This is a genomic window from Ferrovibrio sp. (genome assembly GCF_029255545.1).
GTDB lineage: Bacteria > Pseudomonadota > Alphaproteobacteria > Ferrovibrionales > Ferrovibrionaceae > Ferrovibrio.
In genome coordinates this window covers 36,091-57,881 of the sequence record NZ_JANLJJ010000041.1, presented here as the reverse complement: position 1 = coordinate 57,881, position 21,791 = coordinate 36,091, and the positions used below count along the sequence as shown (strand labels likewise).

Below are 21,791 nucleotides of genomic sequence, written 5' to 3'. Positions count from 1 at the left end.
CCCTCCTATGCCGGCCAGATCATCACCTTCACCTTCCCGCATATCGGCAATGTCGGGACCAACCCCGAGGATATCGAGACGCAGGGTATCGCCGCCCGCGGCCTGATTCTGCGGGCGCCAATCACCGCACCGTCGAATTTCCGCAGCGACAGCCACCTGAATGACTGGCTGAAGCTGCGCAACCTGGTCGGCGTATCGGGCATCGATACCCGGGCCATGACGCGGCGCATCCGCGATCTGGGTGCACCCAATGGCGTGATCGCCCACTCAAAAGATGGCAGGTTCGATCTCGCCGCCCTGCATGCCAAGGCGCGTGAATGGCCTGGACTGGAGGGCATGGACCTCGCCGCCGAGGTGAGCTGCCGCCAGACCTATGGCTGGAACGAGACGCGCTGGGCGCTGGGCCAGGGCTATGGCAAGCAGACGCAGCCGAAATTCCACGTCGTTGCCATCGATTTCGGCATCAAGCGCAACATCCTGCGCTCGCTGGCCACGGCCGGCTGCAAGGTCACTGTCGTGCCGGCCAACAGCAATGCGGAAGACGTGCTGCGGCACAATCCTGACGGCGTGTTCCTGTCCAACGGCCCCGGCGACCCGGCGGCCACCGGCGTCTATGCCGTGCCCACCATCAAGGCGCTGGTGGAGAGTGGCAAGCCGGTCTTCGGCATCTGCCTGGGCCACCAGATGTTGGCGTTGGCACTCGGCGGCAAGACCGCGAAAATGGATCGGGGCCATCGTGGCGCCAACCATCCGGTGAAGGACCTGGAGACCGGCAAGGTGGAAATCACCAGCCAGAATCACGGTTTCTGCGTGCTTGAGGAAAGCCTGCCGAAGAATGTGGTGCGCAGCCATGTCTCGCTGTTCGATGGCTCCAACGAGGGCCTGAAGCTGACCGACAAGCCGGTCTTCTCGGTGCAATACCACCCTGAGGCTTCGCCCGGCCCGCAGGACAGCCACTATTTGTTTGAACGCTTCGTGAAATTGATGGAGCAGAAGCGCGGCTGATCTTCAGCGTTCGCTCCCTGGTGAAACATGCCCAAACGTACTGACATCAAAAGCATCCTGATCATCGGCGCCGGCCCCATCGTGATTGGCCAGGCCTGCGAATTCGACTATTCCGGCACGCAGGCCTGCAAGGCGCTGAGGGAAGAGGGCTATCGCGTCATCCTGATCAATTCCAATCCGGCCACGATCATGACCGATCCGGGCCTGGCGGATGCCACCTATATCGAGCCGATCACCCCCGAGATCGTCGCCAAGGTGATCGAGAAAGAGCGGCCCGACGCGCTGCTGCCGACCATGGGCGGCCAGACCGCGCTGAATACTGCGATGAAGCTGGACGAGCAGGGCGTGCTGAAGAAATTCGGCGTCAAGATGATTGGCGCCACGCGCGAAGCCATCGAGATGGCAGAAGACCGCGAGCAGTTCCGTCAGGCGATGAACCGCCTGAAGCTCGACATGCCGCGCTCGGGCACCGCGCATACGCTGGACGAGGCCCGCGCGCTGCTTGCCACCGTGGGTCTGCCGGCCGTGATCCGGCCGTCGTTCACGCTGGCTGGTACTGGTGGCGGCATCGCCTATACGCGCGAGGAATTCGACGAGATCGTCATGCGCGGCCTCGATGCCTCGCCCACCACCGAAGTGCTGATCGACGAATCGGTGCTGGGGTGGAAGGAATACGAGATGGAGGTTGTCCGTGACAAAAAGGACAACTGCATCATCATCTGCTCGATCGAGAATATCGATCCGATGGGCGTGCATACCGGCGACAGCGTCACGGTGGCGCCGGCGCTGACGCTGACCGACAAGGAATACCAGATCATGCGCGACGCCTCGATGGCGGTTTTGCGCGAGATCGGCGTCGAGACTGGCGGCTCCAACGTGCAGTTCGCAGTCAACCCGGCGGATGGCCGCATGGTGGTGATCGAGATGAATCCGCGCGTGTCGCGATCCTCGGCGCTGGCCTCCAAGGCGACGGGCTTCCCGATCGCCAAGATCGCGGCCAAGCTGGCGATTGGCTACACGCTGGATGAGCTGATGAACGACATCACCGGCGTGACTCCAGCCTCGTTCGAGCCGACCATCGACTATATCGTCACCAAGATGCCGCGCTTCACCTTCGAGAAGTTCCCCGGCACCGACCGGCTGCTGAACACCTCGATGAAGTCGGTCGGCGAGGCGATGTCGATGGGACGCAGCTTCCAGGAAAGCCTGCAGAAGGCCCTGCGTTCGATGGAAACCGGCCTCACCGGCCTGAACGAGGTTGCGATCCCCGATGCCGACGAGCCCGATGGCAAGGAAGCCATCGTCGCCGCCTTGGCGCGGCCGACCCCAGACCGCCTGCTGGTGATTGCCCAGGCCTTCCGCCATGGCCTCAGCGTTGCCGAGATCCATGCCGCCTGCAAATATGATCCGTGGTTCCTCGAGCAGATCGCCGAGATCGTGCGCACCGAGCAGCGCATCCGCAAGGAAGGCCTGCCGAAGGATGCCGATGGCCTGCTGGGCCTGAAGCGGATGGGATTCTCCGATGCGCGGCTGGCGGAACTGGCCGGGCAGAGCGAAGCCGAGGTTTCCGCCCGGCGCCGCAAGCTGGGCGTGACGCCAGTTTTCAAGCGGGTGGACACCTGCGCGGCCGAGTTCGAAAGTCGCACGCCCTATATGTATTCAACCTATGAATTCGGCCCGCAGGCCGAATGCGAGGCGCAGCCGCAGGATCGCACCAAGGTGATGATCCTGGGCGGCGGGCCGAACCGCATCGGCCAGGGCATCGAATTCGACTATTGTTGCGTCCACGCCGCCTATGCGCTGAAGGACGCCGGGTTCGAGACCATCATGGTCAACTGCAACCCGGAAACCGTCTCCACCGACTACGACACCTCGGACCGCCTCTATTTCGAACCGCTAACGGTGGAGGACGTGCTGGAGATCGTCCGCGTCGAACAGTCGACCGGCAAGCTGCTCGGCGTGATCGTGCAGTTCGGCGGCCAGACGCCGCTGAAGCTGGCGGCCGGCTTGGAAGCCGCGCAGGTGCCGATCCTCGGCACCTCGCCGGATGCCATCGACCTGGCCGAGGACCGTGAACGGTTCCAGCAGCTGCTGGAGAAGCTGAAGCTGAAGCAACCAGCCAACGGCATCGCCCGCTCGGAAGATGAGGCGCGCGCCGTGGTGGCGAAGATCGGCTATCCGGTGGTGATCCGTCCGTCCTACGTGCTGGGCGGCCGGGCCATGGAAATCGTGCGCAACAACGCACAGCTCGAACGCTACATGACCGAAGCGGTGAAGGTTTCCGGTTCTTCGCCGGTGCTGATCGACAGCTATCTGTCGGATGCCATCGAGGTCGACGTTGACTGCCTGGCCGATGACGAGACGCAGTTCGTTGCCGGCGTGATGGAGCATATCGAGGAAGCCGGCATCCATTCCGGCGACAGCGCCTGCACCCTACCGCCCTACAGCCTGGCGCCAGCCATCATCGACGAGATCAAGACGCAGACCGAGGCCCTGGCCCGCGCACTCAAGGTCGTCGGCCTGATGAATGTGCAGTATGCGGTGAAGGATGGGGTAGTCTACATCCTGGAAGTCAATCCGCGCGCCTCGCGCACCGTGCCATTCGTTGCCAAGGCGATCGGCGTGCCGCTGGCCAAGATCGCCTCGCGCGTCATGGCAGGCGAGAAGCTCGCCAGCTTCAACCTGCATGAACATAAAAACGACCATATCGCGGTGAAAGAGGCCGTCTTCCCGTTCGCGCGCTTCCCCGGCGTCGACATCATCCTTGGCCCGGAAATGAAATCGACCGGCGAGGTGATGGGCATCGACCGCGATTTCGGCACCGCTTTCGCCAAGGCGCAGATCGCCGCCGGCACCGTTCTGCCATTGCAGGGCAGCGTGTTCATCTCGGTGCGCGATGGCGACAAGCCGGCCCTGGTAGACGCGGCCCGGCGCCTGGTTGGAATGGGTTTCGTGGTGGTGGCGACTGCCGGCACGGCGCGTTTCTTCGAGGAGCACGGTATTGCCGTCCGCCGCGTCAATAAGGTGATGGAAGGCCGTCCGCATGTGGTGGATGCCATGAAGAACGGCGAAATCCAGCTGGTGTTCAACACCTCCGAGGGCGTGGCATCGATCCGCGACAGCTTCGACCTTCGTCGCACCGCCCTGATGAACAAGATTCCGTATTTCACCACCGTGGCCGGTGCAAAGGCCGCCGTGCGCGCCATCGAAGCGTTGCGCGCAGGGAGCCTTGCAGTGGTGCCGCTGCAGGCTTATTTTTAATTTTTTGACGGTCAGCCAGGAAGGGGAATTATGCAGAAGATTCCGATGACCGCGACCGGCTACCAGCGTCTGGAAGCCGAGTTGAAGACGCTGAAGACGGTGGAGCGCCCGGCGGTGATCCGCGCTATTTCCGAGGCGCGTGAGCATGGCGACCTGTCCGAGAATGCCGAATACCATGCCGCGAAAGAGCGCCAGGGCTGGATCGAAACCCGTATCCTCGAGCTGGAAGACAAGCTGCGCCGCGCCGAGGTGATCGACGTTTCCAAGCTGTCTGGCGACAAGGTGAAGTTCGGCGCCACCGTAGTGCTGTCCGATGAAGACAGTGGCGAGGAAAGCACCTACCAGATCGTCGGTGCCGACGAGGCCGACATCAAGTCGGGCCTGCTCTCCATTACCGCACCGCTGGCCCGTGCCCTGGTCGGCAAGGCCGAGGGCGACAGCGTCGAGGTAACGACTCCGGGCGGCGCCAAGGCCTACGAGATCGTTTCGGTCGCTTTCAAGTAAAACTGGACACGGCGAATGGGAGTCCCGATGGATCGCGCGACTCTCGACCGGCTTTACAACAACCGGGCTGCGGTGCCGACGCACCAGCAGGATATGGATCGCTGGGCGGCGGAAAGTGCTGCGGCGCGGCAGGCGCTGGTCTGCCGGCTTGACCTAGCCTATGGGGCGCATCCCCGTGAAACCCTCGATCTCTTCACGCTGCCAGAACCGGGCCGGCCGCTGCTGGTTTTCATCCATGGCGGTTACTGGCAGGCACTGGATAAAAGTTCCTTCAGCTTCATTGCCAACGGTTTTGCCGGCTCAGGAGATTCTCCTTTGGCCAATGTGGCGATACTGAACTATCCGCTGGCGCCCGAAGCGGATCTGGACCGCATCGTCGCCTCGATCCGTCGCGCCCTGTTGTGGCTGTGGCGCGAGGCGGCGCCGCTGGATTTCGATCGCAACCGGATTTTCGTCAGCGGCCACTCCGCTGGTGGCCATCTCACCGCCATGGCGGCGCTGACGGAATGGGAAAAGCTGGATGGCGGCGCACCGGCCGATCTGGTGAAGGGCGGCATGAGCATCTCCGGTCTCTACGACCTGCTGCCGATCCGCCATTGCTATCTGAACGACCGGCTGGGCATGGATGATGTGGTGGCCATGCGCAATTCGCCGCTTGGCCTCGTGGCGGGCTGGGCGCGGCCGCTGCCGCCTCTGATCTGCGCCGTGGGTGGTGCCGAAACACTGGCCTTCCCGGAGCAGCAACACGATTTCGTGACAGCCTACAGGCTCCGTGGTGGCAAGGTGACTGCGATCACAGCGCCGGACTGCCATCATTTCGATATCCTGTATGGCATGGCGCGGCCGGGCGGCGATCTGCAGAGCGCAGTCGCCAGCATGCTGCGCTGAAGGAGGGGGAATGAGCGGACAGAAGCACGTGTTGCTGGTTGATGACGACCGCACCCTGCAGTCCCTGCTGGCCGAGCAGTTGGAAACCACCAGGGAATTCTCGGCGGTCTGCGTCAACGACGCGACTGCCGCGCTGGCTCTGGTGCCGGGTGAGCATTTCGATCTGCTGCTGCTCGATGTCGGCCTGCCCGACATGGATGGCCGCGATCTGTGCCGCAAGCTGCGCGAGAAAGGCGTACGAGCCCCGATCATCATGCTGACGGCCGCCGATGGCGAAGCGGATACCATCCTTGGGCTGGAATCCGGTGCCAATGATTATGTCACCAAGCCGTTCAAGCTCGGTGTGCTGCTGGCTCGCATCCGCGCGCAGCTGCGGCAGTTCGAGCAGAGCGAGGATGCCGTATTCGGCATCGGCCCTTACACCTTCCGGCCGGCCAGCAAGCTGCTGCTGGATAACGAGAAGGCCGGCAAGAAGGTGCGGCTGACCGAAAAGGAAACCGCGATCCTGAAATACCTGTTGCGCGCCGGCATGAAGCCGGTGCCGCGCGAAACCCTTCTGGCCGAGGTCTGGGGTTACAACGCCGGTGTCTCCACTCACACGCTGGAGACGCATATCTATCGCCTGCGACAGAAGATCGAACGCGATCCAGGCGCGGCGCAACTGCTGATCACTGATCCGGGCGGCTATCGCCTGCAGCCCTGATGAAGAGGGCGATCAGCGGCCGCTGAATCGTGGCGGCCGTTTCTCCGTCATGGCGCGGCGGCCTTCCTGAAAATCCTCGGTACGGAAACTGGCGGCAGCGCGGTCGCGGGCGGCGCGTTCGTCGAACAGGCCGTTGGCGATCTCATTCAGGCTCTGCTTCATGCCGCGCACGGCCTGCGGCGCCAGGCCGGCCAGGGTTTTGGCCAGCACCTCGCCATGCGCGTGTAAATCTTCCGGCGACACCAACCAATCGACGAAATTGCAGCGCAGCATTTCCGTGTCGTCGAAACTTTCGGTGGCCAGGAACAGGCGTTTTGCCGGCCCCAGCCCCAGGCGGGTTACGGCCCGTTTTAATCCATGTGGGTGATACTGGATCCCGAGTTTCGCCGGTGGAATGAAGCATTTGATTCCACGTGCGCCCAGCCTGAAATCACAGGCCAGGGCCAGATCGGTGCCGCCGCCATACACGCCACCCTGCAAGATGCAAAGTGTTGGAAACGGCATGTTTTCCAGACGATCGGTCACACGTTCCAGCGGATTGTCGCGCCAGTCATGCCCTGCGACAGAGCCAAAATCGACACCTGCGCAAAAACTCTTGCCTTCGGCACGCAGGACCAATGTGCGCAAATCGCTCTGCGCTGCGAGTTTGATTAACGTTGCGTCAAGCGCCTCAAGGTCGGTGATTTCAAGGGCATTGTGCTTTTCCGGGCGGCAGAATGTGATGGCCGCCTGCAAATCTTGGATTTCTGCAATAAAAGCTTGAGACATCGTGCAATCCGCCCTTAATCTTTGCCATGTCACATTTCCGCACAGACCCCGCCGACCGGCAAGGGTCGGTCATTGTAGACGGCACTCCATCCCACGACGCTGACGGGATAAAAAAGGAGGCCACCGTGGGGGTTGAAGAGTTTTACGTTCGCTTCTGGGGCGTGCGCGGCAGTATTGCCGTGGGCTCGCCAGAAGTTATGCGCTATGGCGGTAATACGTCGGCGCTGGAGATTCGCTGCGGCTCGCATCTGTTTCTGTTCGATGCGGGAACGGGTGTTCGTGCGCTTGGCGTCGCCCTGCAGCAGGCCCAGGCGCCGATCGATGCTGATCTCTTCTTCACCCATACCCACTATGACCATGTCTGCGGTTTACCGCATTTCTGCCCGGCCTTCGATCCAAGTAATACGTTCCGCATCCATGCGGGCCATGTCACCGACGCCGGCGGCATCAAGGGCGTGCTGAAGCAGATGATGTGTTCGCCGCTTTTTCCGGTGCCTTTGGAAATCTTCCAGGCCAATCTCAGCTTCCACGATTTTCGGCCGGGCGAAGTGCTGCATCCCAAGCCGGGCGTTACTGTCCGCAGCGGCCCGCTGAGTCACCCGGATCTGGCGACCGGCTATCGCATTGAGTATGGCGGCAAGTCGATCTGCTATCTCACCGACACCGAGCATCCGGCCGAGGGGCTGGACCAGAATATCCTTGAGCTGATCCGTGGTGCCGATATCGTGATCTATGACTCGATGTACACCGACGAGGAATATGCCTGCCGCAAGGGCTGGGGCCACTCGACCTGGCAGGCTGGCGTCAGGCTGTGTGATGCGGCCGGTGTGAAAACTTTCGTCGTGTTCCATCATGATCCGGAGCATGACGACGATTTCATGGATCGCGTCGCAGCCGAGGTCGAAGCCACGCGTCCCGGCTCCGTGGTGGCCCGCGAGGGCATGATCCTGCGGCCATGATGCCTCTGGGACGCAGATGAATAAACGCTGGCGGCAGCTCCGCATGGGGCTGCAGGCTCTGGTCGCCCCACTGCTCGGTTTGCGGCGACAGGGCTTTTTCATTCCCTATCGCTATGCCGATTCCGTTGCCTTGCGGCAGCCGGTCTATGAAGCCGTCGCCGAACAGTTCGCAACCTGCGAACCGGTCTTCCGCGATCTGCTGGACGAGGCCGACAGCCACGCCGACGCGCTGGACCGCATCGCGATGGAGCGGGCATCAGGCCAGAATGGACCGCGCTTCGATCAGGACTGGTTTCCGACCCTGGATGCGGTGGCCGCCTATACCCTGGTACGGCGCCTCAGGCCCGCGCGGATCGTCGAAGTGGGTTCCGGCCATTCCACTCGTTTCCTGGCCCGCGCGGTGGCGGATGCCGCCCTGCCGACGGACATCACCGCCATCGACCCGCAGCCGCGGGCGACGCTCGCCGGCCTGCCGATCCGTTTCGTGCCGGCGGTGGTGCAGACCGCCGATCCGGCCATTTTCGCCGCCCTCCGGCCGGGCGATATCCTGTTTATTGATTCCAGCCACATCCTGCTGCCTGGCACGGATGTCGACTGGCTGTTCAGCCGCGTGCTGCCCAGGTTACCCGCCGGCGTCGCGGTGCATATCCATGACATCTTCCTGCCGGATGATTATCCGGAAAGCTGGGCTTGGCGCGGCTATAACGAGCAACAGGCCGTTCCGCCGATGCTGATCGGCGGATTCCGGCCACTCTTCGCCAGCCATTATGCAGCAACCCGGATGTCGGAGCGGGTGCGCAATGGCATCGTCGGCCGCTTGCCGCAGCCGGCCGGGGCCTTGCCGGCCAGTCTGTGGCTGGTCAAGCAGGCTTGACGGTTTACTTGTAAGGATCTGCCGCGTCGCGCAGGCCGTCGCCGAAGAAGTTGAAGGCCAGCACGACGATGATCACCGGTATCGCCGGTGCCATGAGCCAGGGATACAGCGCCACCACATTGATATTCTGCGCCTCGTTAAGCAGCACGCCCCACGAGGTAATCGGTGGTCGCAATCCCAGGCCAAGGAAGGACAGCGCCGTCTCGCCGAGGATCATCGACGGGATCGACAGCGTGGCCGAGGCGATCAGGTGGCTCATGAAGCTGGGCAGCAGATGCCGGCCGATGATGCGACCGGGTGAGGCGCCCATCAATCTGGCAGCCGTGGCGAAATCCTCCTCGCGCAGGGATAGCAGCTTGGACCGCACCGCGCGGGCCAGACCAGGCCAGTCGAGCAGACCGAGGATGATGGTGATCCCGAAATAGACTAGGATTGGCGACCAGGTGACCGGTAGGGCGGCCGACAAAGCCATCCATAACGGCAGCTCCGGCAGGCTGCGGATCAGCTCAATCAGGCGCTGGATCACGTTGTCGATCCAGCCGCCGTAATACCCAGAGATGCCGCCCAGGGCGATGCCGATCAGGAAGCTGATGGCGATGCCGATCAGACCCACGGTGAGGGAGATGCGGGTGCCGTAGACGATACGGGAGAAAATATCACGGCCGAGCCGGTCGGTGCCAAGCAGGTAGAAATGCCCCTTCTCGCTGGGGCAGACGAAATGGAAGCGCATGGGGATCATGCCCCAGAATTCATAGGCATCGCCCTGGCAGAGGAACCGCAGGGGCTGCACCCGGCTGGTATCGGGCGAATATTCGCGCTTCAGCGTCTCGGTATTCATGCGGAAACGCAGGCCATAGACGAATGGCCCGACGAATTTGCCCTCATGAAACAGATGGATCTCGTGCGGTGGCGCATAGATCGCCCGCGGATTGCGGGTCTGCAGGTTGTAGGGGGCGATGAATTCCGAAAACAGCGTCGACAGATAGATCAGCAGCAGGATCGCGCCACTCCACAGCCCGAGGCGGTGGCGACGGAATTTCCACCACATCATCTGCCACTGCGAAGCGCGGTAATAGCGCTCCTGGCCCGGCGTCAGGCTTTCGATCGAATGAGGATCGAAGGGGGCGGGGTTGACCCAGTGTTCGTGTGTCTGGCGATTCTCGCGCATGGATTGATCCTATTTCGCTGCGCCGCCGGTGAGGCGGATGCGCGGATCGAGCAGGGCGAGCAGGATGTCGGAGATCAGCATGCCGACAACCGTGAGCAGGGCAAGGAACATCAGGAAAGAGCCGGCCAGATACTGGTCGAGCGACTGCAGGGCGCCCAGCAGCATGGGGCCGGCAGTCGGCAGGCTCATCACCACCGAGACGATCACCGAGCCGGACACCACCGAGGGCAGAAGGTTGCCGATATCGGAAATGAAGGGGTTGAGGGCCATGCGGATCGGGTATTTCACCAGCAGGCGCAACGGCGGCAGACCCTTAGCCCGCGCGGTGGTGACATACTGCTTCTGCAGTTCGTCCAGCAGGTTGGCGCGCAGGCGGCGGATCATCGCCGCAGTCCCCGATGTGCCGATCACGATTACAGGTACGATCATGTGAACCATCAGCGAGGCGATTTTCTCGCTATTCCAGGGGGCGTCGATCAGTTCGGGATCGACCAAGCCCCCCATCGAGACGCCGAACCATATGTTCGAATAATAGAGCAGTACCAAGGCCAGCAGAAAATTTGGTGTCGCCAGGCCGATATAACCCAGCAACGTGAAACCGTAATCACCCCAGGAATATTGCCGGGTCGCCGAATAGACGCCGATTGGGAAGGCTACGATGTATATGAACAGGATGGTGAAGACGTTGATGATCGTCGTCATTACCAGTCGGTCGCCGATCAGTTCGCCGACCGGACGGTTGTATTCGAACGACCAGCCCCAGTCGCCCTGCAGCAATCCGGAAAAACCATTCGGTCCCGGCCAGAAACCCATCCAGATGGCGTATTGCTCGAGCATCGGCCGGTCGAGCGCATACTGGCTGCGCAGGAACTCGGCACGCTCCAGCGCGTTGGTCTCGCCCTGGGCGCGCAGTTCGGCGATCTGGTTGGTAAGGTAATCGCCCGGCGGCAGCTTGATCACCACGAAAATGAACAGGCTGATCACCAGCAGCGTCGGGATCATCAGCAAAAGGCGGCGCGCGAGATAAAGCAGCATCGATCAAACCGTTGCTCAGGGTCGCAGCCAGAAGGTTTCCGGCCGGTACAGGCCGACGAAAGCGCCGGGGTCCCAGTTGAACACGCCTTCCTTCGGAATATTGGCCAGTTTCCGGCTGGCAACGATCGGCTGGAAAATGCCGCTGATCACGCCGATGCTGAATGTCTGTTCGGCATGGATGGTCAGCATGCGTTGCCAGATGCGTTGGCGCTGGGCCTCGTCGCTGGTTTCCATCCAGGCTTCGTAAAGGTCATAGAGCTCCCGCGCGGCCGGCATGTCGATCGCCTCGCCGGATTGGCCGCGGGTTTCATGCCACTGGCCCCATTTCGGCCATTGCAGGCCATATTGCGTCGTGGGGGCGAGTTCGTGCGGATTGGTGTTGGCCGTCGGCAGGCCGTTTTCCAGTCCGGTCCAGACCGACATGATCGCCTCGCCCGAGAAAATCCGGTTGCGCACCACGTCGCGCTGGCTCGGTTTAGCAAACAGCTTGATGCCGATCCTGGCCCAGTTTTCGCCGATCAGCTCCAGCACATCGGTCTGCTCGGTATCTTCGCCGGCGGTTTCGACCACGATCTCCAGTGGTTTGCCGTTGCTCATCAGGCGGATTCCATCGCCGTCGCGGCGCGTCAGGCCAATCTCGTCCAGCAGCCGATTGGCGGTAGCCATATCCAGGGTGGCATTGGTCGACTGATATTCTGGTTTGAACAGCGGGCTGTCTGGCAGGACCGTGTTGTTGGATTCGATCGCCAGTCCGAAATACAGCGATTCATTGATGGCCTGCCGGTCGATGGCCAGCGACAGGGCATGGCGGAAACGCACATCGCGCAGCAATTGGCGCCATATCGGGTCATTGGCATTGAGATTGGGATAGAGCGTGAAATGCGATCCCTTGGCCGTGCGCCACAACAGCGTCCTGTAGCCGGCGCGCTTCTCGTTTTCCTTGAGGAAGGTGAAGTTGTTAAAACTGATATTGCGGAATTGCAGGTCGGCTTCGCCGGCACCAGCCTTGGCTGGAATCAGCTTCGTGTCCGCCTGGTTGAAAATGACACGGTCGATATAGGGCAGTTGCCGGCCGTTGGCGTCGATCCGGTGGAAATACGGATTGCGCACGGCGACGAAGCGGATCGCCGGTGGCCGGGTCGTCATGGTCCAGGCATCCAGGCTGGGCAGGTCTGGATTGTCGCTCTCCACCATGTTGTCCATGCGGTTATGCAGCGCTGCCCAGCTGGCGCGCTTGTCCCTGGCAACCAGGGCTGTCAGCTTCTGTGGATCGGCATATCTGGCGTGGAACTGTTTCAGGTAATGCGCCGGGCGATACAGATAGAAAGCCGACGTGCCGGCAATACGCGGCAGGAAGGCCGGATTGCGCTTCGACCAGCTGTAGCGGATCGTGGTTTCGTCGATGAATTCCACCTTCGGCCTTTCGCCATCGACCAGCAGGTCGACCGGCGGGCCGGCGGGGCTGATATCCTTGTTGTTGGCGACGTCTTCCCAGTAATAGCGGAAATCATCCGAGGTGAAGGGATGTCCGTCCGACCAGCGATGGCCTTTGCGCAAATGGAAAGTAAAGATCCGGTCGTCCTCGATCTCAATTTTTTCGGCGAGATCGGGAACGAATTTGTACTGCTCGTTGTAAATAACCAGCCGGGTATAGCCGATCACGTTCAGCAGGCGGACGTCGCGGGCGCGCCCGATCAGGGTGCGTAGATCACCGCCGGGCTGGCCGGCTTCCTGCTCCGGCCTGGTGCTGACGACCAGCGGGTTCTCCGGCAGGCGCTGAGCGACCGGTGGCAACTTGCCGGCGGCAACTTCGGCGGCCAGTGCCGGCGTTTCCTGCAGGTCGGGCGTTTGCGCGCGGGCAATTCCCATCGATGCGACGAAGGCGGTGGCAAATGCGGCCAGGCGAAGGGCGGTTTTCATGCGACTAAATCCCGGAGGGCGGCGGTATCGGCGGCACGCACGAGATGGCCGTCGCCGACATCGATCATGTGCGGCCTGGTGCTGCCGTCGATGGTGAAGGGGCGCGGCCATGCCTGTGGATTGGAAGCCTTGCCTTCCATCAGAAGACCAAGATCCAGCCGGCTCGATGGATCAGGCTTAGGGACGGCAGCGAGCAACGCCTTGGTATAGGGGTGGATCGGATTTGAGAACAACTGCTCGCGCGGCGCGATTTCGACCAGTCGCCCGGCACACATCACCGCAATACGGTCGGCGATGTAATCAACGACGGCAAGGTTGTGCGAGATGAAGAGATAGGTCAGGCCGAGCTCTGATTTCAGATCCTTCAGCAGATTGAGAATCTGGGCCTGGATCGAGACATCAAGCGCCGAGACCGGCTCGTCGCAGATCAGAAGATCGGGTTGCAGTGCCAGGGCGCGGGCGATGCCGATGCGCTGGCGCTGGCCGCCCGAGAAGGAATGCGGATAGCGTCGCAGGAAACGCGGGTCGAGGCCAACCAGCGTCATCAGTTCCTTGACCCGCTCGAAACGCTCGTCCTCATCACCAATGCCATGGATTACAAGCGGCTCGGAGACGATGTCGAACACCGTCATGCGGGGATTCAGCGATGAGAACGGGTCTTGGAAAATGAACTGCACCTTGCGGCGATAGCTGAACAGGGCCTCGTCTTCCAGGGCATGGACGTCGACCAGCCGGTCGCCGTCATGGAAGCGGATGCTGCCGCTGTCTGGCGTCATCGCCCGCATGATCAGCTTGCTGGCAGTGGTTTTGCCGCAGCCCGATTCCCCGACCAGACCAAGGCATTCGCCACGCATTACATTGAAGCTGACGTCATCGACAGCCAAGACGCTGCTCACCTTGCCGCCGCCAAACAAACCACCCTTGCGCAGGGCAAAGGACTTGCTGACATGCTCGACCTCAAGCAGGGGCGTGCCGGGCTTCGCGCCGACGTCCCGATCTCTGCCGCTGCGCAGCAGCGCGCCGATCTCGCCCTTGATCTCACGGATCGGAACCAGGCGTTCGCCTGGCTTCATGTCAAAACGCGGCACGGCCTTGAGCAAAGCCTGCAGATAGGGATGTTGCGGTGCTGTGAAAATGTCGTGCAGGCCGCCACGCTCCATTATCTGGCCGTGATACATCACCACGATTTCGTCGGCCATATTGGCGACCACACCGAGGTCATGGGTGATCATCAGGACGGCCATGCCCAGTTCCGACTGCAGGTCCTTGAGCAGTTTGAGGATCTGGGCCTGGATGGTGACATCCAGGGCCGTGGTTGGCTCGTCGGCGATCAACAGGGCCGGGCGGCAGACCAGGGCCATGGCGATCATCGCGCGCTGGCGCAGACCGCCCGACAATTCAAAGGCATAGGTGCGCATGGCGCGCTGCGGGTCGGGGAAGCCGACAAGACGCAGCATCTCGGTGGTCAGCTCCTGGCCTTCGGCATCGCTTACTTGGCGATGCAGGTGCAGGGATTCGGTGATCTGGTTGCCGATGGTATGGAGCGGGCTCAGCGACGTCATCGGCTCCTGGAAAATGATCGAGATGCGGCCGCCCTGCAATTGGCGCATCTGCGCTGAACCGGGTTGCAGGGCTGCGATATCGATCGCGGGCTGCTGCGGCTTCTGCGGATCGCGGAACAAGATTTCGCCGCCCGCGATCCGGGCAAGGCGGGGCAGGATGCCCATGATCGCCTGGCTGACGACCGACTTGCCGGAGCCTGACTCGCCCACCAGGGCCACGGTGCTGCCCTGCGGAATCTGGAAGCTGATGCCGTCGACGGCCTTGATCAGGCCTTCGGGCAGATCGAAATGGACCTGCAGGTTCCGGACCTCAAGGACATTGCCACTCGTTGCGGCATGGCTGATCACCGGATCACTCATCGCGGGTGATCTCCGGATTCTGCCATATGCGTGCCGGCAATATTCAGACGGGTCGCATTCAGGCGGGTTGCATCACTGAGTGCAATGCTCCGTTCCCCGGCGGCGGCCATGGTCCGTTCGACCAGCATCGGAAAGCCGATCAGATCGCTGTCAGCGCGCAATATCCCCGTGTCCCCTTCAATCGTCAGCAGCAGCCAGCCTTCGCTGCGATCCCGGCGGGTCGAATAATACCGCAGGGTTACGTTGCGAAGTCCGGACCACGGCATGACCAGTTGCCGCCCTATACCCCATCGGCTGGACCGGGCCACCCCTGACTCGTCGAGTAGGATCTCGATCTGTTGGCGCCATATCGTAACGGCACCAAGCCAGGCCAGCAGCAAACTCAATCCGACCAACAGCATAAAAATGACAGATTGAGGCGTGGCAAACAACAGCAGTCCCAGGCAGGTGGCGAGCCCGAGGCCGGCCCGCAGATAGTCGGGCCAGAGCCCGGAGAGGGGGTAATACAGGCGGGTCATGACGTCCGCATGACAGGGGCAGCCATATCGGCCGGCCGGCCGATCGCCAGCGCGGCGACGGTATCGATCCAGTGGCAGGCTGGATGCCGGGCAACCGCCTCGACAAATGAAGCCACAAAGCCCCACAGGAATTCATCGTGGCGCAGGTGGTGGGTCAGGAAGCCCACAGGTTGCAGCGGCAATTCACTGTGCCGCATGGCGCGCAGCAGGGCGGTCGCGGCCTCCAGACTGTTCCGGGCGGCGGCGGGGTTATTTGAACCATGCCAGTCGATGGGGTCGAGCTGGGTATTCAGCCAGGCCAGCTCCGGCGCGGCCCAGTAATCCGCTCTAGGTTTGAAGCCGGAAACAGCAACAAAGCCGAGCTCTGTGAGCATGGGCAGCATGTCGTCGGCGATCCGGTTCCAGGGCGGAACCAGCACGGGGAGAAGCGCAGAGCCTAACCGGGCCGCCAGATTATCCCGGCCTAGCCGGATATCCGCCAGCCGTGCCTGCAGGGATCGGGAAGTGGGGAACTCGGATTTCTTTTCCCCAACGAGGGCATGATTGTGATGGACATATCCATGTTGCAGCGCAGCAATGGCGGTTCCGCTTTGCAGACACTCGACCAGTCTTTCGCTTGCCTGTGCCGGAATCACCGCCAGGGCAAGGGGGGCCGCAAAGCGGATCTGTAATGCCAGCAGCCGGGCAAGGGCGGGCGTGAGATCGGCGGCATCGTCATCGCGCCACCAAAAAACGGCCTTCTGCCCCGCCGCCGCCCAGAGATCGAGTTCGGCCGTGAACGCGCTCCAGGCTGCTGCGGGAATAGTCATGCGCGGCGGTCCACAAAGCCCTGCACCAGCCGTACCGTCTCGTCGGCGCCATCCAGGCGGATGCCCGGGCCTGCTGCCCGCGGCGCGGCGAGAGCCATGTCGATGGCCCTGGCCAGCCGGGCGGGGGCAAGCTCAGTCTCGCGCAGAACCTGCAGCAGGCCACGTTCAGCGAGCAGGTTGGCGCGCAGGGCCTGCTCGGTTTCCTCGCCGCCGGCAAACGGGACGACAACGGCCCGGGCGCCACTGGAAAGTGTTTCCATCACGGTGTTGTAGCCGGCCTTGCTGATCGACAGCAGGCAGTGGCGCAACATGCCGGGAAAATCCGGCCGGACAGTTTCAATGGTCACGCGGCTGTCGGCGCCGCGGCGCAGTTCCGCCACCGTTTCAGGATTCTCATGCGGGCTGACCAGGATGCGCCAGGGTTTGTCCCGCGCCGCCGATAACGGGCGGGCGGCCAGCGCGGCGCGGAACAGAGGCATGCCAACGGCGCCGCCACCAGCAGAAACCAGGACTTCGTCCTTGCCGTCGATGGTTTCCGGAATGGCGTGGCGCTCAACGATATAGCCGGTGTAATGCAGCTGATTGGCAATTTTCTCAGCCAGCGGAAATGTTTTTTCAAACGGCACGAAAGCCGGGTCACCATGGATCAGCGCCGCGTCATAGTAGTCCTGCAGCCAGGCTATGCTGTCGAGATCGCGTTGTGGCTTGGTTCGGTCGACCAGGATGTCGCGCACCGAACAGAATACCAGCGGCCGCGGCCGCTGGGTTCGGGCGTGGGCCAGCAGGGGCAGCAATTCGAACCGCATCGGGCGGCGGCCGAAGGGAAACAACTCGGTCAGCAAAGCCTGCGGCGCGAAATGGTCGAATATGTCCTGCAGCCGCTTGATCCGCGTGGCGCGCCAGTCGTCGGTGATCTGCGCGCCGGTTTCATCGAGCAGGATCTTGAAACTGGCATCTTTGGCGCGGGCCGGCGGCAATTGTTCAAAACGCACGCCATCCAGCCCCTGCAGGGTCGGATCGGGCATGCCACCGGAAACCAGCAAGGTATCCCAGCCGTGGCGCTTGAAGGCGCGGGCAATGGCGGCGACGCGATGCAGATGCCCGACGCCGAGCAGATGCTGCACATAGATCATCACGCGCGACGCGGTCATGCCTTCGGCTCCAGCGGTATATTGGCAGCCAGCAACTCCGGCCGACCGTGCTCGGTGATACGAAATTCCTGCAGGCAGCGCCAATCGAGTTTCACCGGCGGCTTGCCAATCATCGGCCAGTCGAAGGCCAGGGCCAGTATGGCGCGGATCACACCCTTGTGGGTCACCGCGCCAGCATTCATGCCGGCCCCAGCCAGCCGTTGCAGCCAGGGCAACAGGCGGGCCTGCACCTGACGCGGGCTTTCGCCGCCGGGCGGCTGCAAGTCCAGGCCACGGTCTTCATTCGCGATGAAGGGCGCCCCGAATTCTGCCCGCAGATCGGGCAGGGTACGGCCTTCATAGTTGCCCCAGTCCATTTCGATCAGCGCCGGTTCGATGGTCGGCTGCAGATCGAGGGCTGCGGCGGTTTGGCGGGCACGCAGCAACGGGCTGCAATACCAGCGATACGCCTGATAGGCGTATGGCAGCCGGCATCCGGCGAATTGCGCCAGGCCGATGTCAGACAGCGGTATGTCGGCGCGTCCCTGCAGCCGACCGGCCACGTTCCATTCAGTCGTTCCATGCCGCAGCAGGGCAAGGCGGGTCATGCCGGCAACCCCAGGTTGGCGAAAAGATCGGCCAGGCGCTGCTGGGCTGCCGTGATCGACAGATCGGCCGCAACATGACGGATGGCGGCATCTGCCATGCGACGACACCCCGCTTCGTCATCCAGTAGGTCGCGCAGGGGGGCGGCCAGGCTGGCCGGACGATCATCGGCCGCCAGCCAACCGGTTTCGCCATGGCGCACGATATCGGGCACGCCGCGCGTGTTGACTGAAAGGACCGGCAGACCGGCAGCCTGCGCCTCGAGAAGGGCCATGCCATAAGCCTCGTTGACGGCGGGCCAGACGTAAAGGTCGCTGGCGGCATAGATACCGGGCAGTTCCTCGGGCTCAAGCTGGCCGGCAAAACAGACTTGATCGCCTGCAAAGGAGAAGGCCTGCTGCACGTGCGCGCGCTCAGGGCCGTCGCCCACCAGCAGGATTTGCCAGTTCCTGCCCCGAACCAGCGCCAGTGTTTCGGCCAGGCGCCGGAAGGAGGCCAACTTGTCGCCGGCTCTCATCATACCGACCGCCAGCAACCAGGAACGGTCAGGCGACAGGGCAAAGCGTTGCGCGATGTCATGACGATAACGGCTGCGTTCGACGGCCGCGGCGGCGAATGGTGACGGGTCGAGAAATGGTGGGAAGGCATGCACCCTGGCAGCATCGGCAAATGCGGCAAGGCAGGCCATGTCCAGCGTGGTGATCGCCAGCAGGGCGTCGGCGGCCCGTATCGCCCGGCCCGCCTGGGCATATCCGACAGCCCAGGGGCCATGTTCCCGTTTCGGCGCCACCGAGGGTTCGGCGATCACATAAGGCAGGCCGAAGCGGGACTTCAGGGCCGGCCCGAGATAATCCGCAGCCTTGTGATAGACATGATAGGTGAACAGCAGGTCGGGCCGTCGCGTTGGCTCGGCCTGCCAGGCCGCGCTCAGGCGATTGATCTCGCTTTCAGCGGCCACCGCGGTTTTCGCTTCCAGGTCGGCATCGCCATCGCGGTTGAAACTGCGCAGTTCGGATAGGGTGTCGACCTGATGGCCCAGATTGCGCAAAGCCTGGATGAACAGCCGCGCGACCCGGCGATCCCCCGATGGCGCCGGGTGATTCGGCGGTTTGAGCGGGGCGTAGAAACCGATCCGCATCGCCTGTTTCTGCCGTTATGCCGCCAGGCCGAAACGCCGGGCCAGTTCCGCGATGCCGGCCGTCATGCCGAAATCGCGACGCACGCGCTGTGCCCCGGCATTGCCAAGGCGCATGCGCAGGGCAGGATCGACGACCAGGTGGTTGAGAGCGACAGCCAGCGCATCGGCATCGTCAGGGGGGACCAGCAGGCCGGTTTCGCCATCAATCACCAGTTCCGGGATGGCGGAAATCGCACTGGTGGCGCAGGGCAGGGCCTGGCTCTGGGCTTCCATCAGCACATTCGGCAGGCCATCCATGTCGCCTTGGCGGTCGCGCCGGCAGGCCAGGGCAAAGATGTCGGCTTCGCGATAAGCGGCGATCACCTCGTCCTGCGCCTGTGCGCCCTGCCAGGCCACGCGATCGGCGATGCCGAGTTTTTCCGCCTGCGTCTGCAATGCGGGCAGCAGCGGGCCGCCGCCAATATGGGTAAAGCGCCAGTACAGGTCGCTGGGCAGCCGGGCCAGGGCGTCGAGCAGGATATCGAAGCCTTTTTTCTCGACGGCGCGGCCAACCGAGATCAGCCGGACCGGATCGCCCGGATCGCGGCCGTCGCGTGGCGGCCGCCAGGTCGGGGGGGCGGGAAACCGCTCGAAATCCAGCCCGTGATAAACCAGGGTTACTTTCGATGGATCGCTCAGGGCCGAGAGATGCGTGACATTATGGGCTGTGCAGGTGACTGCCCAGCGGCAATCGCGCAGTTTCTCTCGCTTCTCCCATTCCGGAGTGATCCAGATATCGCGCGCATGGGCCGAGGCCGACCACGGCATCCCCAGCATCATGGCAGCATAACGCGTGACCGAGCCGGGGGTGTGGATGAAATGGGCATGTAGGTGCCGGTATCGCTCGGGCAGTTCGGCGGCGAGCACAAGGGCCTGGCCGAAGCGGCGGATGCGGTTCGGGGTCCTGTCGCGCCTGAAGTCATGCCACCATTGCCGCAATACGGCGCGATAGCCGGGCAGGCGGCGGCTGTGCCACCATCCGCGTAGCACGCGCAGTGGTTCCTGATACAGATATTCGGGCAGATAGAGCAGTGGCGCCCTGATCTGCCCATGCAATGGATGCCGCTTGGTGTCGGTGGGGTGGCGCAGCGAAACGATCAGGATATCAAGACCGCGCGCTTCCAGCGCGGCGATTTCCTGGGCGATGAAGGTTTCCGACAGGCGGGGATAGCCCTTCAGAACAAAGGCAACCGGAATGGGCGTCGACTCTGGCATAGACTGCAATACTGGCTGTGGCGCAGATCAGCCGCGCAGACCGATCACGTTGGAAGCCTGGGCCGAAGTGGGGCGCAGCCATGGTTGCACCAGACGATCGACGTTATCCAGTCCCTCAAGCAGGCCGGGAATGACGATTTCTGATGGTTGCGGCTGGCGCGGCAGATTGCGTAGCGCGGTAGCCATCACCGCCGGATCGTAAACGCCGTCGTCTTCCAGCATGCGGACCAGACCAAGCTGCTGAGCGCGGTGGGCTCGGATGAACTGTTCCATGCGTGGCCGCTTGCGCGGCACGATGATCGCGCGTTTGTCGAGGCTGAGGATTTCGCAGAAGGTATTGTAGCCGCCCATGGCCAGCACGCCCACGGCGTTCTGAACCAGGTGTTCCATATGGGCATCGAAGGTGATGGCCTCGACACGCGGAAGGCGGGCAACCCGATTGAGGAAATCTGCCCGTCGTTCACGCTGCATGAAGGGGCCGAGCACGATCAGGGCCGGGTAGGGCAGCATTTCGTTGCTCTCATAGGCGCGCAACACCCACTCGATCAGGCCCTCGCCATCGCCGCCGCCGCCCGGAGTGACGAGCAGAAAGGGCCGTTGGGTGATCTCCGGCAACTGATGCTCGGGAAGGGCCTCGGGCGAGAAGCGCGGCAGGTAGCCGGTATAGACCACTTTCCGGCGCACCCGCTCGGGCAGGGCGATGCCTTCCAGGGGGTCGCAGAATTGCGGCAGACCATAGACCCAGATCTGGTCGAACAGCGACTTCAGCGCGGGCATAACGTTCTTGCGCTCCCATTCCGGGGCTAAGGCGCTCGGCTCGTCCATGACATCGCGCAGGCCCAGCACCAAACGGGTGCCGCCGGCCTTGAGCATCTTCATGGTTTCCAGGGCTTCGCCGCGCAGGCCCAGGGGCTCCTTGTCGACAATGAAGATGTCGGGATCGAAAACCTTGGCCGTATGCTGAATAATCTCGGCACGGATCTTTAGGGTTTCCTCGATATCCATCGGCAGATTGAGCGACGTGTACTGTCCGTCACGCAGCTTGATCACACCCGGGATGCGGACGAAATCAACCCGGCTGCGGAAATCGAAACTGCCGATGATCGGGGATCCCGACAGAATCAGCACCGACATGTCCTTGTGGCGTTCGACCAAGGCATGCGCGATCGTGCGGCATCGGCGCAAATGGCCAAGGCCGAAGGTGTCGTGGCTGTATATCAGCACACGGGTGCCGTCGCTGCGCGAAACCATGCCGGTTCCCCCCGGTGGGAGCTTTGATCGGAGGACTATGGCATAGGCCAGCACGGCAGGCCAAGCCCCTGAGATGAT

Annotated in this window: 19 protein-coding genes; 7 read left to right on the top strand and 12 right to left on the bottom strand. The window is 62.7% G+C overall.

Annotation, left to right across the window (positions count from 1 at the left end):
- The 5 genes from carA to Q1J79_RS08405 form a co-directional block, all read left to right on the top strand.
- Positions 1-1,005 (top strand): glutamine-hydrolyzing carbamoyl-phosphate synthase small subunit (gene carA, locus Q1J79_RS08425; protein WP_300299175.1); only part of this gene is annotated, 1,005 nt, incomplete at its 5' end.
- A gap of 27 nt (positions 1,006-1,032) precedes the next feature.
- Positions 1,033-4,266, top strand: a complete 3,234-nt coding sequence (carB, locus tag Q1J79_RS08420; RefSeq protein ID WP_300299173.1) for a carbamoyl-phosphate synthase large subunit — start codon at positions 1,033-1,035, stop codon at positions 4,264-4,266.
- Between the two features lie 30 nt (positions 4,267-4,296).
- On the top strand, positions 4,297-4,770 hold the full coding sequence (gene greA / locus Q1J79_RS08415; protein WP_300299171.1) for a transcription elongation factor GreA: 474 nt from the start codon (positions 4,297-4,299) through the stop codon (positions 4,768-4,770).
- Between the two features lie 27 nt (positions 4,771-4,797).
- Positions 4,798-5,658 carry an alpha/beta hydrolase gene (locus tag Q1J79_RS08410; protein WP_300299169.1) on the top strand — a complete coding sequence of 287 codons (861 nt, stop codon included), beginning with the start codon at positions 4,798-4,800 and terminating at the stop codon, positions 5,656-5,658.
- A gap of 10 nt (positions 5,659-5,668) precedes the next feature.
- Positions 5,669-6,361 (top strand): response regulator transcription factor, encoded by a 693-nt coding sequence (locus tag Q1J79_RS08405; protein WP_300299167.1) that lies wholly within the window; start codon positions 5,669-5,671, stop codon positions 6,359-6,361.
- Between the two features lie 12 nt (positions 6,362-6,373).
- On the opposite strand, the gene Q1J79_RS08400 is transcribed toward Q1J79_RS08405, so the two are convergent.
- Positions 6,374-7,129: an enoyl-CoA hydratase-related protein gene (locus Q1J79_RS08400; RefSeq protein WP_300299165.1), complete on the bottom strand. Its 756-nt coding sequence runs from the start codon at positions 7,127-7,129 to the stop codon at positions 6,374-6,376.
- Positions 7,130-7,254: 125 nt separating this feature from the next.
- On the opposite strand from Q1J79_RS08400, the gene Q1J79_RS08395 reads away from it, so the two are divergent.
- Positions 7,255-8,088: an MBL fold metallo-hydrolase gene (locus tag Q1J79_RS08395; RefSeq protein WP_300299163.1), complete on the top strand. Its 834-nt coding sequence runs from the start codon at positions 7,255-7,257 to the stop codon at positions 8,086-8,088.
- Between the two features lie 16 nt (positions 8,089-8,104).
- Complete coding sequence (locus tag Q1J79_RS08390; protein WP_300299161.1) at positions 8,105-8,962, top strand: class I SAM-dependent methyltransferase; 858 nt, start codon at positions 8,105-8,107, stop codon at positions 8,960-8,962.
- Between the two features lie 4 nt (positions 8,963-8,966).
- Here Q1J79_RS08390 and Q1J79_RS08385 read toward each other — a convergent pair whose 3' ends face one another.
- From Q1J79_RS08385 to Q1J79_RS08335, 11 genes are read right to left on the bottom strand one after another with little or no spacing between them, the layout of a single operon-like run.
- The gene (locus Q1J79_RS08385; RefSeq protein WP_300299159.1) at positions 8,967-10,130 is read right to left on the bottom strand and encodes an ABC transporter permease; all 1,164 of its coding nucleotides are present in this window, start codon (positions 10,128-10,130) and stop codon (positions 8,967-8,969) included.
- A gap of 9 nt (positions 10,131-10,139) precedes the next feature.
- Positions 10,140-11,165, bottom strand: a complete 1,026-nt coding sequence (locus tag Q1J79_RS08380) for an ABC transporter permease (RefSeq protein ID WP_300299157.1) — start codon at positions 11,163-11,165, stop codon at positions 10,140-10,142.
- 15 nt (positions 11,166-11,180) lie between these two features.
- A complete protein-coding gene (locus tag Q1J79_RS08375) occupies positions 11,181-13,085 on the bottom strand; it encodes an ABC transporter substrate-binding protein (protein ID WP_300299155.1) in 1,905 nt (634 codons plus the stop codon).
- Positions 13,082-15,007 carry an ABC transporter ATP-binding protein gene (locus Q1J79_RS08370; RefSeq protein ID WP_300299153.1) on the bottom strand — a complete coding sequence of 642 codons (1,926 nt, stop codon included), beginning with the start codon at positions 15,005-15,007 and terminating at the stop codon, positions 13,082-13,084. Before Q1J79_RS08370 ends, Q1J79_RS08375 begins: the two co-directional genes overlap by 4 nt.
- A complete protein-coding gene (locus Q1J79_RS08365; RefSeq protein WP_300299151.1) occupies positions 15,004-15,525 on the bottom strand; it encodes a hypothetical protein in 522 nt (173 codons plus the stop codon). Before Q1J79_RS08365 ends, Q1J79_RS08370 begins: the two co-directional genes overlap by 4 nt.
- Complete coding sequence (locus Q1J79_RS08360) at positions 15,522-16,334, bottom strand: polysaccharide deacetylase family protein (RefSeq protein ID WP_300299149.1); 813 nt, start codon at positions 16,332-16,334, stop codon at positions 15,522-15,524. The genes Q1J79_RS08365 and Q1J79_RS08360 overlap by 4 nt, the downstream gene beginning before the upstream one ends.
- A complete protein-coding gene (locus Q1J79_RS08355) occupies positions 16,331-17,485 on the bottom strand; it encodes a glycosyltransferase (RefSeq protein WP_300299147.1) in 1,155 nt (384 codons plus the stop codon). The genes Q1J79_RS08360 and Q1J79_RS08355 overlap by 4 nt, the downstream gene beginning before the upstream one ends.
- The gene (locus Q1J79_RS08350) at positions 17,482-18,072 is read right to left on the bottom strand and encodes a histidine phosphatase family protein (protein ID WP_300299145.1); all 591 of its coding nucleotides are present in this window, start codon (positions 18,070-18,072) and stop codon (positions 17,482-17,484) included. The genes Q1J79_RS08355 and Q1J79_RS08350 overlap by 4 nt, the downstream gene beginning before the upstream one ends.
- Positions 18,069-19,208 carry a glycosyltransferase family 4 protein gene (locus Q1J79_RS08345; protein WP_300299143.1) on the bottom strand — a complete coding sequence of 380 codons (1,140 nt, stop codon included), beginning with the start codon at positions 19,206-19,208 and terminating at the stop codon, positions 18,069-18,071. Before Q1J79_RS08345 ends, Q1J79_RS08350 begins: the two co-directional genes overlap by 4 nt.
- Before the next feature lie 15 nt (positions 19,209-19,223).
- Complete coding sequence (locus Q1J79_RS08340) at positions 19,224-20,462, bottom strand: glycosyltransferase family 4 protein (RefSeq protein WP_300299141.1); 1,239 nt, start codon at positions 20,460-20,462, stop codon at positions 19,224-19,226.
- Between the two features lie 27 nt (positions 20,463-20,489).
- Positions 20,490-21,713: a glycosyltransferase gene (locus tag Q1J79_RS08335; RefSeq protein ID WP_300299139.1), complete on the bottom strand. Its 1,224-nt coding sequence runs from the start codon at positions 21,711-21,713 to the stop codon at positions 20,490-20,492.
- Between the last annotated feature and the right edge of the window lie 78 nt (positions 21,714-21,791).